At 35.8% G+C, this 15,655-nt stretch carries 19 protein-coding genes; 10 read left to right on the top strand and 9 right to left on the bottom strand.

Annotated elements, in window-relative coordinates:
- Positions 1-8 precede the first annotated feature (8 nt).
- The gene (locus IPM14_12040; GenBank protein MBK9098826.1) at positions 9-1,163 is read right to left on the bottom strand and encodes a T9SS type A sorting domain-containing protein; all 1,155 of its coding nucleotides are present in this window, start codon (positions 1,161-1,163) and stop codon (positions 9-11) included.
- A gap of 221 nt (positions 1,164-1,384) precedes the next feature.
- On the opposite strand from IPM14_12040, the gene IPM14_12035 reads away from it, so the two are divergent.
- Positions 1,385-2,227 carry an alpha/beta hydrolase gene (locus IPM14_12035; GenBank protein ID MBK9098825.1) on the top strand — a complete coding sequence of 281 codons (843 nt, stop codon included), beginning with the start codon at positions 1,385-1,387 and terminating at the stop codon, positions 2,225-2,227.
- Positions 2,228-2,229: 2 nt separating this feature from the next.
- Entirely contained in the window at positions 2,230-2,745 is a 516-nt protein-coding gene (locus tag IPM14_12030; GenBank protein MBK9098824.1) for a DinB family protein, read from the top strand.
- Here the strand turns inward: IPM14_12030 and IPM14_12025 are convergent.
- The gene (locus IPM14_12025; GenBank protein MBK9098823.1) at positions 2,739-3,653 is read right to left on the bottom strand and encodes a DUF1684 domain-containing protein; all 915 of its coding nucleotides are present in this window, start codon (positions 3,651-3,653) and stop codon (positions 2,739-2,741) included. The two genes, IPM14_12030 and IPM14_12025, sit on opposite strands and share 7 nt — an antisense overlap.
- A gap of 109 nt (positions 3,654-3,762) precedes the next feature.
- Positions 3,763-4,731 (bottom strand): site-specific DNA-methyltransferase, encoded by a 969-nt coding sequence (locus IPM14_12020; protein ID MBK9098822.1) that lies wholly within the window; start codon positions 4,729-4,731, stop codon positions 3,763-3,765.
- 180 nt (positions 4,732-4,911) lie between these two features.
- Here IPM14_12020 and IPM14_12015 point away from each other — a divergent pair, with 180 nt between their 5' ends.
- Genes IPM14_12015 through IPM14_11995 form a run of 5 tightly spaced genes read left to right on the top strand, consistent with a single transcriptional unit; the run spans position 4,912 to position 8,367 of the window.
- Complete coding sequence (locus tag IPM14_12015; GenBank protein ID MBK9098821.1) at positions 4,912-5,934, top strand: glycosyltransferase family 9 protein; 1,023 nt, start codon at positions 4,912-4,914, stop codon at positions 5,932-5,934.
- A gap of 15 nt (positions 5,935-5,949) precedes the next feature.
- Positions 5,950-6,519, top strand: a complete 570-nt coding sequence (locus IPM14_12010; protein ID MBK9098820.1) for a glycosyltransferase family 39 protein — start codon at positions 5,950-5,952, stop codon at positions 6,517-6,519.
- On the top strand, positions 6,468-7,481 hold the full coding sequence (locus IPM14_12005) for a hypothetical protein (protein ID MBK9098819.1): 1,014 nt from the start codon (positions 6,468-6,470) through the stop codon (positions 7,479-7,481). The genes IPM14_12010 and IPM14_12005 overlap by 52 nt, the downstream gene beginning before the upstream one ends.
- Complete coding sequence (locus IPM14_12000) at positions 7,478-8,173, top strand: DMT family transporter (GenBank protein MBK9098818.1); 696 nt, start codon at positions 7,478-7,480, stop codon at positions 8,171-8,173. Before IPM14_12005 ends, IPM14_12000 begins: the two co-directional genes overlap by 4 nt.
- A complete protein-coding gene (locus IPM14_11995) occupies positions 8,131-8,367 on the top strand; it encodes an EamA family transporter (protein MBK9098817.1) in 237 nt (78 codons plus the stop codon). The genes IPM14_12000 and IPM14_11995 overlap by 43 nt, the downstream gene beginning before the upstream one ends.
- A 52-nt stretch (positions 8,368-8,419) precedes the next feature.
- On the opposite strand, the gene IPM14_11990 is transcribed toward IPM14_11995, so the two are convergent.
- Both IPM14_11990 and IPM14_11985 read right to left on the bottom strand, forming a co-directional pair.
- On the bottom strand, positions 8,420-9,172 hold the full coding sequence (locus IPM14_11990) for a PEGA domain-containing protein (GenBank protein ID MBK9098816.1): 753 nt from the start codon (positions 9,170-9,172) through the stop codon (positions 8,420-8,422).
- A gap of 10 nt (positions 9,173-9,182) precedes the next feature.
- Entirely contained in the window at positions 9,183-9,674 is a 492-nt protein-coding gene (locus tag IPM14_11985; protein MBK9098815.1) for a hypothetical protein, read from the bottom strand.
- A 309-nt stretch (positions 9,675-9,983) separates the two neighbouring features.
- On the opposite strand from IPM14_11985, the gene IPM14_11980 reads away from it, so the two are divergent.
- The gene (locus IPM14_11980) at positions 9,984-10,583 is read left to right on the top strand and encodes a diheme cytochrome c-553 (protein MBK9098814.1); all 600 of its coding nucleotides are present in this window, start codon (positions 9,984-9,986) and stop codon (positions 10,581-10,583) included.
- A 56-nt stretch (positions 10,584-10,639) separates the two neighbouring features.
- On the opposite strand, the gene IPM14_11975 is transcribed toward IPM14_11980, so the two are convergent.
- Both IPM14_11975 and IPM14_11970 read right to left on the bottom strand, forming a co-directional pair.
- Positions 10,640-11,086: an SRPBCC domain-containing protein gene (locus IPM14_11975; GenBank protein ID MBK9098813.1), complete on the bottom strand. Its 447-nt coding sequence runs from the start codon at positions 11,084-11,086 to the stop codon at positions 10,640-10,642.
- A gap of 24 nt (positions 11,087-11,110) precedes the next feature.
- On the bottom strand, positions 11,111-11,560 hold the full coding sequence (locus IPM14_11970; GenBank protein MBK9098812.1) for a hypothetical protein: 450 nt from the start codon (positions 11,558-11,560) through the stop codon (positions 11,111-11,113).
- Between the two features lie 155 nt (positions 11,561-11,715).
- Here IPM14_11970 and IPM14_11965 point away from each other — a divergent pair, with 155 nt between their 5' ends.
- Together IPM14_11965 and IPM14_11960 are read left to right on the top strand one after the other, a co-directional pair.
- On the top strand, positions 11,716-13,023 hold the full coding sequence (locus IPM14_11965) for an insulinase family protein (GenBank protein MBK9098811.1): 1,308 nt from the start codon (positions 11,716-11,718) through the stop codon (positions 13,021-13,023).
- Between the two features lie 20 nt (positions 13,024-13,043).
- On the top strand, positions 13,044-14,444 hold the full coding sequence (locus IPM14_11960; protein ID MBK9098810.1) for an insulinase family protein: 1,401 nt from the start codon (positions 13,044-13,046) through the stop codon (positions 14,442-14,444).
- A gap of 120 nt (positions 14,445-14,564) precedes the next feature.
- Here the strand turns inward: IPM14_11960 and IPM14_11955 are convergent, their stop codons facing one another.
- Both IPM14_11955 and IPM14_11950 read right to left on the bottom strand, forming a co-directional pair.
- Positions 14,565-15,095: a DUF4252 domain-containing protein gene (locus IPM14_11955; GenBank protein MBK9098809.1), complete on the bottom strand. Its 531-nt coding sequence runs from the start codon at positions 15,093-15,095 to the stop codon at positions 14,565-14,567.
- A complete protein-coding gene (locus IPM14_11950; protein MBK9098808.1) occupies positions 15,085-15,654 on the bottom strand; it encodes a DUF4252 domain-containing protein in 570 nt (189 codons plus the stop codon). Before IPM14_11950 ends, IPM14_11955 begins: the two co-directional genes overlap by 11 nt.
- Position 15,655: the final 1 nt, after the last annotated feature.

Genomic DNA, 15,655 nt, shown 5'->3' with positions numbered 1-15,655 from the left:
TTTATTTCTTAAAATCCCCTGCCTGTCTTTATAATTTTTGATGTGTAATTAATAAAGTCATTCTTTATAACAAGAATATAAATGCCCGCAGTCAGATCAGAAAAATTGATTGTTGCAAATGATCCATTCTTTGTGATACTGAGGTTTAGTTTTTCGCCTAGAATTGAATAGACAGATAGCTCAGCATCATCCAAATTAATTTGACTGCCGCTGATACTGAGGATGTTGTTAACCGGATTAGGATAAGCCTTGACTTCAACAAATGAAGAATTCTGCTCTTCTTCAACACTTACTATTGTGGTATTCCTGAAATAATATGTCGCACCTGTGCCTGAACCAACGAATAGATCTTCTTTCCCATCATTATCAATATCTGCAAAAGTTGGAGTTGCATTCGTTCCCACATTCGACAATCCGAATGGATTAGTTAAAGGAATTCCGAAAGCTGGATCAGTCTTTGTCCCGGTATTCCTAAAAAAGATAATGTCACCACTTTCGTTCCCGATGAAAATATCATAATCGCCATCTTTATCAACATCGCAGAAAGTAGGTTTTGATCTTGAGCCAACATCATTTAATCCAAAAGGGTTAAATAACGAATTTGCCCACGATGGATTAAACCTTGTCCCGATATTTCTGAAAAATAAAATATTCCCATCAAGCTGACCTGTGAATAAATCAAAATCATTGTCATCATCTATATCAACAAAAGCCGGAGTAACATTGCTTCCCAATCCAGAAATTCCTGCCGGGTTATCAACTATGTAAGTGAAGTTTGGATTAAATGCACTTGAGTTTCTTAAGAACAAAATTCTAAATCCGGCTTCTCCGAGATAAAGATCATAATCGCCGTCAAAATCAATATCGGCAAATTCAGGTTTCGCATTATTTCCCGCATCAAAAATTCCGAAAATGTTTGCTAATTGCCAGGAAGCGAAAGCAGGAAATACATTTGTTCCATTATTTTTATAATAAGTAGTTTGTCCGGTTCCGAGTCCGCTAAAGCAATCTAAATCACCATCATTATCTATGTCAACAAAAACAGGGCTGTTAAAACTTCCGGAATTATCCAGGTTATATGGATTAGTGAGAGGAGTTGAAAAACTTTGTGAGAAGCAAACTCCCGAATAAAAGATTATAATCAGCGAAATTAACTTATTCATTATTGCACCTTTAAAGTGAAATATTCTTTATAATTTAGTATATGTTAAAGACCACGAACCAAACAACTAAGGAATCAATTTTTATACCCAATAAACATAATCATCGCGCACATAATAGTAAATGAATAAGTAAAATTTTTCCTTTGCGTCGGTTTTTGGGTAATACTTTCCTTTAAATTTTGGATAACTGTAAAATAATTTAATAAGCAGGGAGCCAGTAAATGAAACAGTTTTTGTTTATTTCGATATTGATCGCAGTATCACTCGTTCCAATCAATCTCATAAATTCCCAGACAATTTCCGAAGAGACTGATGTACAAAATTCCTTTCTCTATAATACTTCAGAACGATTAATGTTTTCTGATTCTGTGAAAGATACATTCCGGATTCTAATAAGCGTACCTGATAATTATTCTACAACTGATAAAAAATTTCCTGTGCTTTATGTGCTGGATGGAGATATAGCATTTGGTCTGGCTGCAAGCATTGCGCGTTATCTGCAGATAGGTGATAATATTCCGGAATTAATAATTGTTGGAATTGGTTACGGATCTGCGGATAAGTCAGCAGGAGAAAAACGCAGGCGAGATTACAGACCGATTGAGTCCGGCGGTGCCGAGAATTTTTTATTGTTTATTGAGAATGAATTGATACCATTAATTGATTCGAACTATAGAACGATTCCGGGCAATAGAACAATAAATGGTTATTCAATAGGCGGACTGTTTGGATTGTACTCACTGTTTACAAAACCCGAAATATTTAACAGGTATATTATCGGCAGTCCGGGTCTCGCCTGGGATGATTATTCAATTTTTAATTATGAAGAAACTTCTACAGATAAAATATCTGATAAGAAATTGAAAATTTTTATTTCAGTCGGCAGTGACGAATCAGATGAAAAGTTTTTTAATCCGATTGATAACCTTGTAACACAGATTCAGGATCGCAATTATTCAGGTGTTAAGCTGGAGGCAAAAGTTTTTGATGGCTCAACTCATCTGATGGGTCCGCCGGAATCGCTAACACACGGGCTGATTTCCGTATTCAAAAATGAAGAGTAACTATGACGAAAATGAAATGGTTTGATAAAAAATTTCAGTTTGATTTATCGCAGGCTAATTATGATAGAATTCTGAAAAAACTTAGTGAAAATCCTGATAAAATTTCTAAGCTTGTATCATCTTTACCCGAAGACGTTTTGATACGAAAGATTGACAACCGTTGGTCAATTAAAGAAAATGTAGGTCATCTTATAGATCTTGAAGAGTTGCACGACGGCAGAATAGATGATTTTATTGAAGGCAAAGAGAAGTTAAGACCCGCTGATCTTAACAACAGGAAAACGGATGAAGCAAATCATAACAGCAAGGATATTTTCAAACTTGTTAATCAATTTAAAATCGTGAGAGAAAATTTTATTAAAAGGATGAAAAGTCTTGATGAGAAAGATCTGATGAAAAGCTCAATACATCCAAGACTTCAGCAGTCGATGAGACCGATTGATATGGCTCAGTTTATATTAGAGCACGATGAACATCATATTGAAACCATCAAAGAACTTATAAACGAATTTCAATGATGTCCTCCCCACATTTTTTCACCGGCAGTTATTCTTAGCTTGATATAGTTTTGCTTTGGAGGTAATGGACAGGTCGCATATTTTGTCAGCACGCAAGGCGGATTATATGCTTTGTTAAAATCTACGATTACTTTACCTGTTGAATCTGCTTTACTATCAGTGTATAAAAATCTTCCTCCGCCGTAAGTTTCTTCCCCGCTTGTTCCGTCCGCAAAGATAAGCCATAGTCTGTCACCGGCATCTATTACATCAATTCTGTAATTCTGGTTATTCATTGTGAATGCAACTGCACCTGGCGAAGGCTCTACATCAATTTGTCCCAAAACATTCGGCACTTCTATTTTCTTGGGTGGATCGTATGCTTCAAAATCAGCATTAACTTTCCAATCTTCATTGACAGGAAAACGTTCAATTCCTGAAAACTTTTTAACAAGTTCAGATTCAAGATCGCGGAATCGAATACCATAAAGTGAATCGCGAACAATAAGATTCCACTTTATCGGACCGGATTGAAATACAGTCATATCTTTTTTAGTATCGCCGATCATCACCATTTCTTTTACAGGATTACCATTGAATAATACTTCAACCCCATCACTTACCTTCATCATAACTGTAGAATCTTGAAAATCAAAAACACCCATATAATCAGGAACATTGTCCGATTCGATCACAACGTCATTATCTTTTGCTGAACCGAATTTGTTTTCGCCGGGCTTGAGCCAGGTTCTTCCGACAAGATTTAACCAGCCGTCATCGGCTTTGAGTCTTTCTGCTCTTCTCTGATCCCATTTTTTTATTTCTTCAAGATATTCCGGCGAGCCTTTTGTCTCAAGTGTTTCTGTTTTGCAGGAATAGAGAAACGCTATTGAAAATAGTGCAGCAAGTGCGAATATAATTTTTTCCATCAGAAGTTTTCCAGATTTAATTTTGATGAACAAAGCTAACTGATTGATATAGAAAGTTCAATTCAAAACGATGCAACTTGGAAGTATAATTTTCCAATTTATGTTTTAATTACTTTAGTTCTGGAAACGGATTTTCCCATTGCCAGCCTGTCTTTCCGGTTTTGCGATAATGTTCAAGCCGTCTTATTGAAAGTTCAGCAAACGCAGGATCTATCTCCATTGCATAACATTTTCGTCCAAGAATTTCAGAAGCTAGAAGAGTAACTCCACTATGACTGAAAAAATCTGCAACAAGATCATTCTTTCGGCTGCTAGATTCAATTATTCTTGAAATTGCTTTCAATGGTTTTTGTGCATAAGCACCGGGAACATTTTCTTCCATCCTGTAAAATACTTGTTGTATATCAACCCAAACATTTCCTGGACGGATGAAATTAGATTTGCTTCTCTCAAAATTGTCAGTCACTTCTCCGTTTACTTCTTTGTAATAACCGCCGAGGATTTTTGGTATATCAGTATAAACAACTTTGAAGTAAGGATCTCCTTTTGTATAGTAAAGAAGTTCTTGTCGAACAGACATCCAGTTTTTCTGAGTTCCGTAGCCTCTTTGATTGCGCATAGTAATGAAGCTTCGGGTTTTCATCTCTTTAAATTCTCTCATCATCATCATAAATTCAGGCAGCGGCTGGAAACCGTCATTCTGATCTGCACCAAGCCAGATGTAAAGAGAAGAATTTTTATCAAGCACAGATAAAACATTGGAAATCCACTTACGCGAGAAATCGATGTATTCATCAATTTTTATTTTGGAGAGGTTTTGTGTATTGGCATTCCCGACAACAACATTGTAAGGAGGATCGTTTATAACAAGCTGTACTTTTTCTTTGTTAAATAACTTTTTTGTATCCTCAAAAATAGTTGCATCCAGAACACCGACTTTATGTTTTCCCTTAGGGTCCTTCCAGATTTGACCTTCCTTTAATCTGCAATATGGGAGAATTTTTTTTCGAAGCTCCTCATCAATATCAAGGCGGGATAATTTCTCTCTTGTGTTTTTTGTCTGCAATTTTGTCTTCATCAATATTCAGGACATTCTGCTTTAATTATAAATCTAAAATTAATCAAAAAGACTTGTAAGTCGAAGCGAATCAATATTTTGGGAAGCAAGCTTTTAATTAACCGAGCGAATTAGCCTATGCAATAGTAGTTACTGCTTAAATTATATTTTAGTTGTATTTTTCGGACTGTGAACCGTAATATGAATAAAAGTAAACTACGAATATTAGTGTCAAGAATCGACCGTATCGGTGATGTGGTCCTTTCCACACCGATTCCTCGTGAAATAAAAAAAGTTTACTCCGATAGTTTTGTTTCTGTCCTCGTCAGAAAGTACACAAAAGATATCTATCTCAACAACCCGCATGTTGATGAAATTATTTTATTCGATGGCGAGGATGAAACAAATCCAAAATCTTTTTGGAATCTTGTTGGAGAAATTAGAAAGCGAAAATTTACTCATGCATTTATGCTTCTGCCCAACGAAAGACTAAATTGGATTTTATTTTTCAGCGGAATACCAAATCGTGTTGGTGTTGGACATAAGCTTTATCAGTTCCTTACCTTTTCTAAATATGTTGACCGGAGAAAATATATTCCCTTAAGACACGAAGCAGATTATTGCCTTGATATGGCAAGGAAAATTGGAATCGAACCAAAGAGTCTTGAGCCGGAAATATTTTTATCAACTGAAGAGATTAAAAAGAGAGATGAAATTAGAAGAAAGTTATCATCCAATAAAGAAATATTAGTCGGGATAAATACAACAAGCGGAAAGTCTTCACCAAATTTATCGATTGAAGAATACGGAAAATTAATTGTTCGTTTATCAGAAGAAAAAAATATTAGAGTTTTTGTTACAGATAATAATCCACCTGACAAATTACAGAATATTAATAACATCTTTTATCCCAATATTGGTTTAACTCTGAGAGAGTCAATAATTAATTTCAGCGCGTTGGATGTCCTTGTTTCAGCAAGCACCGGACCGCTGCATATTTGTGCTGCATTGGAGGTTCCGACTATTTCAATGTTTTGTCCGCTTCCTGCCTGCTCGCCAAAGTTATGGGGTCCTCTCGGAAATAAATCTGAAATAATTTTGCCGGAAGAAAATTATTGCCAAACAGTCTGTCCCGGCGATCCGCACATTTGTGATTTCAGTGGAATAGGTGGAATTGATTCAGAAAAAGTTTATCAAAGAATAAAATCATTTGTGAATTTATAACAGAGTTTCTTCAAAATGGAAAACGATAAAATTCCCCGAAACATTCTCTCACTAATTATTTCAATTTCTTTTTTGAATCTTCTCATCTACCTGATAACACAGGCTTTTTTTGCTTACGGAATGTTTCGTGATGAGTATTATTATTTAGCGTGTGCTAACAGACTTGATTTTGGATATGTTGATCATCCGCCATTTTCAATATGGATTCTTGCGTTGTGGAAATCACTTTTCGGTGATTCGATGATTGTAATAAGAATGATTCCGGCGATTGTTACTTCAATTATTCTTTTTATGATCGGAATGTTTACTGTTCGGCTAGGCGGAGGGAAAACAGCAGTTTTAATTTCTACAATTACTTTTATGCTCAGCCCGATCTTTCTCGGAATGAATACTATTTATTCAATGAACACTTTCGATTTTCTTTTCTGGATTTCATCGGCATATATTTTTCTTAGAATTGTTCAAACCAATAACCAGAAACTCTGGCTGCTGCTTGGAGTTGTTATCGGATTTGGACTCCTGAACAAAACAAGATGCTCTGGCTGTGCTCAGGAATTGCTGTTGGAACACTTTTCACTCCATTAAGAAAAGAATTGAAAACAAAATATCCATATATCGCCGCTGCAATTGCTCTATTAATTTTTTCACCATATTTAATCTGGAATATATCACACGAATTTGCTCACCTTGAATTTATGAGAAATGCTGCATCAAGAAAGTACGGCGGATTAACACCTGTTTCATTTTTTATTGACCAGATCTTAATTCTAAACCCGTTATCAATTCTAATCTGGCTGCCGGGATTGTTATTTTATTTTGTGAACAGAGAGGGCAAACAATTCCGTGCTGTTGGATTCATCTGGCTTACAACTTTCATTATTCTTTTAATCAACGGGCATAGCAAAGGAGAATATATAGCTGCTGCGTATCAAATACTTTTTGCGAGCGGCGCAGTGATGATAGAGAAATGGAGTTTGAGTAAGAGCTGGATTAAATATGCAGCAGCCGTTCCAATTATTACGGTTGGAATTTTGTTTGCACCTTTTGCACGTCCCTTCCTCTCGGTTGAAAGATTTCTTGATTATCAAAATGCAGTAGGACTTAAACCCTCGAGCAATGAAGGCCATGAAACAGTACTCCCTCAATTTTATTCTGATATGTTCGGGTGGGAAGAATTAGCGAAAAATGTTTCTGATGTTTATCTCACACTTCCGGAAACAGAAAGAAAAAATACAGTTGTATACTGTAGCAACTACGGTAAAGCAGGCGCGATTGAATATTTCAGTAAAAAATTTCCTCTGCCTAAGGTCATATGTCCTCATAACAATTATTGGTATTGGTGGCCTGATGGAAGAAATTATTCAACAGTAATTATTATCGGTGGTGAACTTGAAGAACATCTGGAAGCTTTGGAAGAAGTTTACAAAGCAGGATTTCATAAGGCAAAGTACGGAATGCCGTATGAGAACAATCTTACAATTTTTATTGGAAGAGGCTTGAAAGTGAGTATTGAAGATATCAGACAAAGCGATAAAATATTCATATGAGTAAGCACCAATCTCATCTTTCCACGCTTTTGCTCGCACTGCTTGTAACTTTTCTTTGGTCGACATCTTTTGTGATAATTAAAATCGGGCTAGCCGAAATTCCACCATTAACTTTTGCAGGATTGCGGTACACTATCGCGTTTATTTGTCTTCTGCCATTTGCATTCACTAAAAAGAATTCTGTGGTAATTAAGAATCTTGATAAGAAAGACTGGCTGAAACTTGTTCTATTAGGCTTTCTGTTTTATGCATTTACACAAGGGACACAGTTCATTGGTTTATCTCTTCTTCCATCAGTTACTGTTAGCCTTTGGCTGAATTTTACTCCACTCATTGTTGCTTTAATGGCGATTTTTTTAATCAATGAATATCCAACAACAATTCAATGGGCCGGAGTAGTACTTTTTGTTTTTGGAATCTTCATATACTTTTTTCCAGTCGACCTGAATAATAAACAAACAGCAGGGCTTATTGTTATGACAATAGGAGTGTTAGCAAACTCAGCATCAGCAGTACTTGGAAGAAGCATCAACCGCGAGGTGAAAAGTAATCCGGTTGTGGTTACAGTTATCAGTATGGGAATTGGTTCGATAATTCTTCTGGTAGCCGGTATTCTTGTTCAAGGCTTACCAGCCATCAGTAAAAAAATATACTATATCTTCTATGGCTTGCGATTATCAACACGGCACTAGCATTCACTATTTGGAATTTTACGCTCAGAACTTTGTCAGCAATGGAATCAAGCATAATTAATGGGACAATGCTCATACAAATTGCTGTACTTGCATGGATATTTCTCGGTGAAGCGATTTCTTTACAGGAAGGAATAGGAATGCTGATTGCCGCAGCTGGTGCATTGTTAGTTCAATTAAAAATTAGAAAATAAAAAACCCTCATCGTTAGGCAATGAGGGTTTCTAAAATCAAATGGAAGATAGATTATTTAAATCGTTCATCGAGTTGTGTATTATTGTAATACCATTGAACATCAACCCAGGCAGGCTCACCAGGAACTCCACCGCCCCAGTTAACAATCTTCAATTTGGAATAATTCCCATCGTGATCATAAAGGAATACATAATTTGCTTCTCTGTCACCAATACCGGTGGTCCAGGTTCCTGTACTTCTTTCCGGAGAATCAACTCCATCAAAAAGATTTCCTGAATTTCCAACCAAGAAATCAGTTTCGCGAATCAAACCCGGATAAAGATTAGCACTTTGAACAAGAAAACCTGTACTGGAGTAATAAATATCCACAAGTCCATTGTTCGCAGAAGATACACCATATGCCATTCCACTTGAAAGATCCAAACCACTTGGTTCGCTGGCGCTTGTTCCGGCAGTTTCATAAATTCTAATCGGACCGTACAAAGTTGTATTAATATCTGATGTCAACGCAATTGGTCCAACAACGCTTGTCTGATCTGCGGTGATACTGATACTGAATGTAGTATCCTTATACTCTGTAAGTCTTAAAGTTACATTGTGAACACCTTCATCTATATCTAGTACTGTATCAGGGGTTGTCTGTGAGGTGTTAACGCCATCTATCCAGATTTGTGCACCTGCAGGATTAGATGTAATGTAAAGATTACCTTCCATTGCAGCTGGCGTTATAGGATCATCATCCGAGCACGAACTTACCAGCAAAGCAACAACCGGAATGAGTAATAAATAAATTAATTTTTTCATTTTTAGCTCCTTATTTTTTATTCAGATTGAATGAAAATTTTGAACCATCTAATTTCATTGTGAAGGTTCCTGAGTAGGTATTAATTTCTTTTGATAATTTACCGCTATAACTTCCCTGATAACGGCTATGCAACTGATCTGTCATTGTCATTTTTAATGTTGTAGGGCTGAATGAACCTTTAACATCCTGATTAATAACTTCCCGGTATTCTATAGTTATTTTCCCGGAAAAGCTACTGTCAGTTTGTTCCGTTATTCGAAGAGTTGTGGCCCGTTTATCAAATACTCCAGTCCACGTTCCTTTAATATCAGGGATTGTTATTTTTTCTTCAACTAAAGGTTCTTTTATTTCGGGCACAGCATCGGGTGCAGTTTGATCAGTTTGAACCTCATTTTTCGGCTGCTCGGTTTGCTCTGTTTTTTTCTCGCATCCCAGGAAAGCAATTGAAACTATAAACACTATCAACATTAAAAGTTTATAATTCAATAATGATTTAATCATATTCAAGCTCCACTATTTTTTAAGAATAATGTTTAATAAATAAAAGTTATCATTATTTATATTATCGAAAAAGTGTAAAAATAATAGATAAACGTGCTAATACTGAACATAAATGCAAAATTTTTATTGAGTCAGATCCTATCGAAGAATAATTTGGATTTGAGATACGCATTGAATAGTTTCGCACAGCATTTGAGTGAACAATATTCTCATCATCCAATCATCCGGTTCACTCAAAATTACTAATCTCTGCCGAACAACTAACGGCCAGGCAAAATTTATTTAACAACATTTAACTAAGGAGGCGCAATGCGCAGAGGCTATTTTATTGCGGCGATTTCCGCAATATTTTTTATTGTTCTTTTTGTACAGCTTGGTTGTTCTGAAGAAGGGAAAGCTAAACCTAAAACTCAGGAGGAAATGATTGCACTGGGGAAATATCTCGTTCATACAAGTGCATGCGATGATTGTCATACTCCCAAAATTTTTACTGAAGATGGCAGAATGATTCTTGACACAACAAGATTGCTTTCTGGTCATCCGCAAGATCAAGTGGTACCATCGCTTGATAAATCAGCACTCAAAATGGATTGGATTGCCAGCAACATGAACCTAACAACCTGGGTTGGTCCTTGGGGAGTTTCGTACTCGGCAAACCTGACACCTGATAAAGCAACCGGCATTGGTACAGTTACAGAAGAAATGTTCATAAAAACCATGAGAGATGGCAAACTAAAAGGAGTTGGGAGAGGACTTCTACCACCAATGCCCTGGGAAGTATACCGATTAAAGACAGATGAAGATTTAAAGGCAATGTATGCTTACCTGATGAGTATAAAACCAATCAGAAATCAGGTTCCGCTTCCCGTACCGCCGGATAAAGCCGAGTCATTTTTAGCAGCGAAATAAAAATTATTTTTCTTTCCACATTAGCACTCATCCTTAAAAAAAGGAGAGTGCTTTTTTTATTTAAGCACACCACCTACTCTTAAATCAATTCCATATTCAAGATAAGCTTTCATACATAAGAGAAAATGTGTCCAACCTTCAACCTGACCCATGCATTGATTAGCTCCTTTGTAGTCTGCAGGCCAATCAGATTCCGTAATTTTAACCAATGTTTTATTTTCTCCTTTGGATTCAAGTGTGATAACAACTACGCAATTCAATCCGCTTCCATTCCATTCAAATGAAACAACTTTGTCTTGTTCGATTTTTCCAACTTTAATTTCATGCTCACCAACATAGTCTGTCCATTTCCAGGTTAAAGTCTTTCCGCTCTCCATTTTACCTGTGCTTTCGGAGATAAAATATTTAGTCATCGTGTCAGGATTGACAATTGCATCAAATATTTCCCCTGCCGGTTTCAAGATCCCCAATTGCACTTTTGCTTTTATTCTGTTATCAGTCATTATTACTCCTGATTATTTGTTTGTTTAAAACAATTTATAAAAAATAAGTATCGCAAGGGAAATAACTATTCCAATTATAGCCTGAGCAATAACTTCTTTCCTGGTAAGTATTGTTTTGAATAAACCGAATGGTGTCCACTTCAGCCAGTGCCATTGTTCCGGTAATGACTTCTGTAAGAATATATAGTAAAGAATATCTTGCAGACCAAAAATTTTTAATATTACACCGGCAAAAGCCGGTATCCATCCAAAAACTAAACCCAGCACAACATACAGCATTGCATCGAACATAAGCTGGTTAACTCGGTAAGCTTTTATAATTTCCTTTTCAGGCATAGTGGTTGTTCTGCGGATTAATGTAAAGTGATAACCAAGAATATCGAACAAGTTGCTTATAAGCACAAACAGAATCGGTACTGCAAAAAGTGTGTAATACGATAAGGCAAACAGTAGAACTATTAATAAAAAGTTCAAACCTGTTAATTTGTAAAAGAATATGTTTTTTAATGTTCCCAGAATTTTCACATAAAATTAAATAATCATATGACCGATTATAACAAATATTTATCAGATACATTCTGATATATGTATTTTAGTTGTACTAAAAAATAAATTATTGAAAGTATGATATGAAACTAATCTTAACTTTATTCATCTCGGCAGCTTCTATGTTCGCGCAAGTTGCTGCAGATGATGTTCAATCTTTCACTCTGAAGAACGGAATGAAAATTCTGGTTCTCGAAAACAGTTCAATCCCAAATGCAAATATGTATTTTTTCTACAAAGTTGGTTCAAGAAATGAATACATCGGCATTACGGGCATCTCTCACTTTTTTGAACATATGATGTTCAATGGTGCAAAGAAATACGGACCGAAACAATTCGACAGAACAATGGAAGCAAACGGCGGTGCAAACAACGCTTACACTTCTGAAAATATCACAGCATATACGAACTGGTTTCCGAGCTCAGCAACTGAAGTAATATTTGATCTTGAAGCGGACAGAATTGCTAACCTCAATTTTGATACTGTGATGATTGAAAGTGAGCGCGGAGTAATTCTATCAGAAAGAACTACCGGATTGGAGAACAATCCCCTTGAACAACTGTGGCAGGAAGTTCAGGCAACGGCTTTTGTTGCACACCCGTATATGTGGCCGGTTATCGGATGGGAATCGGATATAAAGAACTGGACAAAAAATGACCTAGAAAATTATTTTCATACCTACTACGCACCGAATAACTGCCTAGTTGTAATATCCGGTGATGTGAAATTGAATGACATAAAGAAACTCGCAGAAAAGTACTGGGAACCAATTCCTTCAGGTCCAAAACCAAGGAAGGTGCACACGGTTGAACCACCGCAGACAGGGGAAAGAAGAGTTTTTGTAAAAAGGGAAGTTCCCTCTCCATATTTAATGATTACATATCACGTTCCTCAAACTGGTAACGAAGATTATTATGCTCTTGATCTTTTAAGTTCCATTTTATCTCAGGGAAGGTCATCAAGGCTTTACAATTCTCTTGTTGAAGAAAAACAACTTGCACTTGAGGTTGGCACATATTATCCCGAAGCATTTGATCCGACTCTTTACTATTTCTACGGAATCTGCAATGATGGAGTTAAAGCTTCCGAATTGGAAAATGCAATTCTTGAAGAAGTTGATAAGATTATCAATGAAGGAATTAGTGAAAACGAACTTCAAAAAGTTAAAAACCAGAAGCTGATGGATTTTTACAAAACTCTTGAAACGATAAACGGACTTTCAAATACAATCGGAACGTATGAATTATTCTTTGGCGATTACAAAAAATTATTTTCCGCACCAGATGATTATAAAAAAGTTACCATCCACGACATCAAACGTGTAGCAGGAAAATATTTCACAAAACAAAACAGAACTGTTGGAATACTAAATACGGAGGAAGAACAATGAATAAGAAGGTAAAATGTAAAATGTATAATGGAAAATGGAAAAGACAATTCTCTATTTATTTATTATCTGTTCTGACAATATTGAGTTCGATCTCTTTTGCTCAATTCAAATTGCCGGAATATGAAACTATTACTCTTGATAATGGATTAACTGTTTATTTGATGGAGAAAAAGGATGTGCCGTTAATTTCATTTTCTGCAGTATTTGATGGGGGAGTTATTAAAGATGGTGGAACTTCCGGCATTGCGTCATTTACAGCTGAGGCTTTGCGCTTTGGAACAGCTAGCTACACAAAATCACAGATAGATTCTATATTCAATTTTTATGGAAGCAGCGTTAGCACTTATGCAAATGCTGATTATTCGGGATTATACACTCAATTTATTAAGGATAACACAGAAACTCTTTTTCCCTTGATTAATGAGATTATTATAAGTCCATCATATCCGAAAGAAGAAATAGAAAAAAGAAAACAAAGATGGATTGCTGAATTAGATCAGGCAAAAGAAAGCCCCCGATCAGTAATTGGCAGTTATTTTAACAAACACATTTTCGGTGATTCACCGTACGGAAACCCGGTTAATGGAACCAAGTCAGGCATAAGCAATATTACAGTTGAGGGAATACAGGAATTTTATAAAACGAATTACCGTCCTGAAAGTTCGGCAATTGCTGTCGTGGGCGATTTCAACTCAGCCGAGATGAAAAAAATGATCATGGACTATTTTGGAGGATGGAAGAATAATTCTCCAAAGAAATTGTCTGATTTAAGGGTTGTAAATACACCATTCGAAAGTTCTGCTGTGTATCTCATCAATAAAAGTAATTCTGCTGAAACAACGTTTTTAATTGGAAGCTATGGAATAACCATGAGCAATGAAGATCAAACGCAGCTTGATGTAATCAATACCATTCTCGGAGGCAGATTTACCTCCTGGCTAAACGATGAACTTAGAGTGAATGCCGGACTTACTTATGGTGCAAGGAGCAGATTTGCAAAGTACAAGAACACGGGAACTTTTTACATTAGCACCTTTACACAGACAAAAAATACGGAAGCCGCAATTGACCTTGCACTTAAAACTTATAACCGCTTGTTCGAAAAAGGTATTGATGAAGAAACTTTATTGTCTGCTAAGAATTATGTTAAAGGACAATTTCCACCGGATTATGAAACGGCGGGATCTTTAGCCGGATTTCTTGTACAGAAGTATATTTATGGTCTTGAAGATTCTTACATAAATAATTTTGAAAATGAAGTAAATGGATTAACTGTTGCCAGAGCTAATGAGCTGATTAAAAAATATTTCCCAAAAGATAATCTACAGTTTGTTTTGATCGGTAAGGCTGATGAGATAAGAAATGTCGCCGCTAAATATGGGAAATTAATTGAAAAAAATATTGAAGAAGATTCTTTCTAATATCATTTAGTAGAGACGCATTTCTATGCGTCTCTAGTTACTAAAATTTTCTTGCAAGAATCATTTATTTATTATTAGGCAAGTGAACAGAACATCTCTGAATTCTAATAATACAGTTATTTAAATATTTATTTTTATTCCTTTTTCTTTTATCACTGCAGCAATTGCTTCTTGTAAATCTCCCTCAACTTCAACAAGTACAAGTTCACTTCCATCGTAGTTGATAATAAATAATCTATTTAATATATCTTCATTATCATTTCTGATATATACAGCGGCCAATTCATTGTTTGAACTGGATTTTATTATAGATTTCCAACCGCTTTTCTGCATTTCCGATTCGATATCATAAAGCGCTGAAATGTTTTTCTCATTCGATCCTTTTATTTTTTCATACACTCCAACCTGAATTGATGATACATCGTCCAAAATATCAGAAGAAAGATTCTCTTCTTCAGATACATCAACTATCCAGCTTGATAATGTCATTCCAACGGAACCTAAAGAAAATTGCACTTCAGAATGATACTCTTCTCCAAAACTTTTTATTACTGAATCACGAATCTTTGAAAACTCTTCGTTTATTCCGATACATCCGGTCAAAGGAAATAACAGCAACAAAATTGATAAAAGGATAAACTTATTTTTCATCGTTCTTTCCTTTACTGTCTTTCATATCATTCAATTGAGGAATATTGAATTGCTTTCCAAGCTTTCCCAATTTTGCGAGCTCAATGTTGCCGACTATATTGACAAAAGCTGCTTCACCATCTCCTTCAACAGAAGCAACTACCAAACCAACAATTTTTCTATTGCTATCCTGCTTGATATATACATTTGTCATTTCATCCTCGCTTCTGGTTTTGACAATTCTTTTCCAGTTGGAAGACATCAATTTCGCATCAATACCCGACACCTTTGCTTCAATTTCTGATTTATTGTTATCTGAAACTTCAAATACATTTGCTTTCACCAGTTTTAATCCCTCAAGAATTTCCATTGCATTTGGATCTTCATCTGTTGAAATTTCTGCAAGCGTGGAAAGTAAATCTTCATCCAAATAAACTTCTGTAACACCAGTTGAGCTTTCAAATTTTGTTAAGTCACCGAAGTCAACATAACCAGGTTCTTTAGTTATATCAGTGCTTTGTGCGAAAAGTGTAAATGCGAATAGTACTAATAATGAAAGAGATTGCTTAAAGTATCTCATT

The organism is bacterium, from assembly GCA_016716565.1.
Taxonomy (GTDB): Bacteria; Bacteroidota; Ignavibacteria; order Ignavibacteriales; family Ignavibacteriaceae; genus IGN2.
The sequence above is the reverse complement of the archived record's forward strand: the minus strand, read 5'-3'. Positions and strand labels throughout refer to the sequence as shown.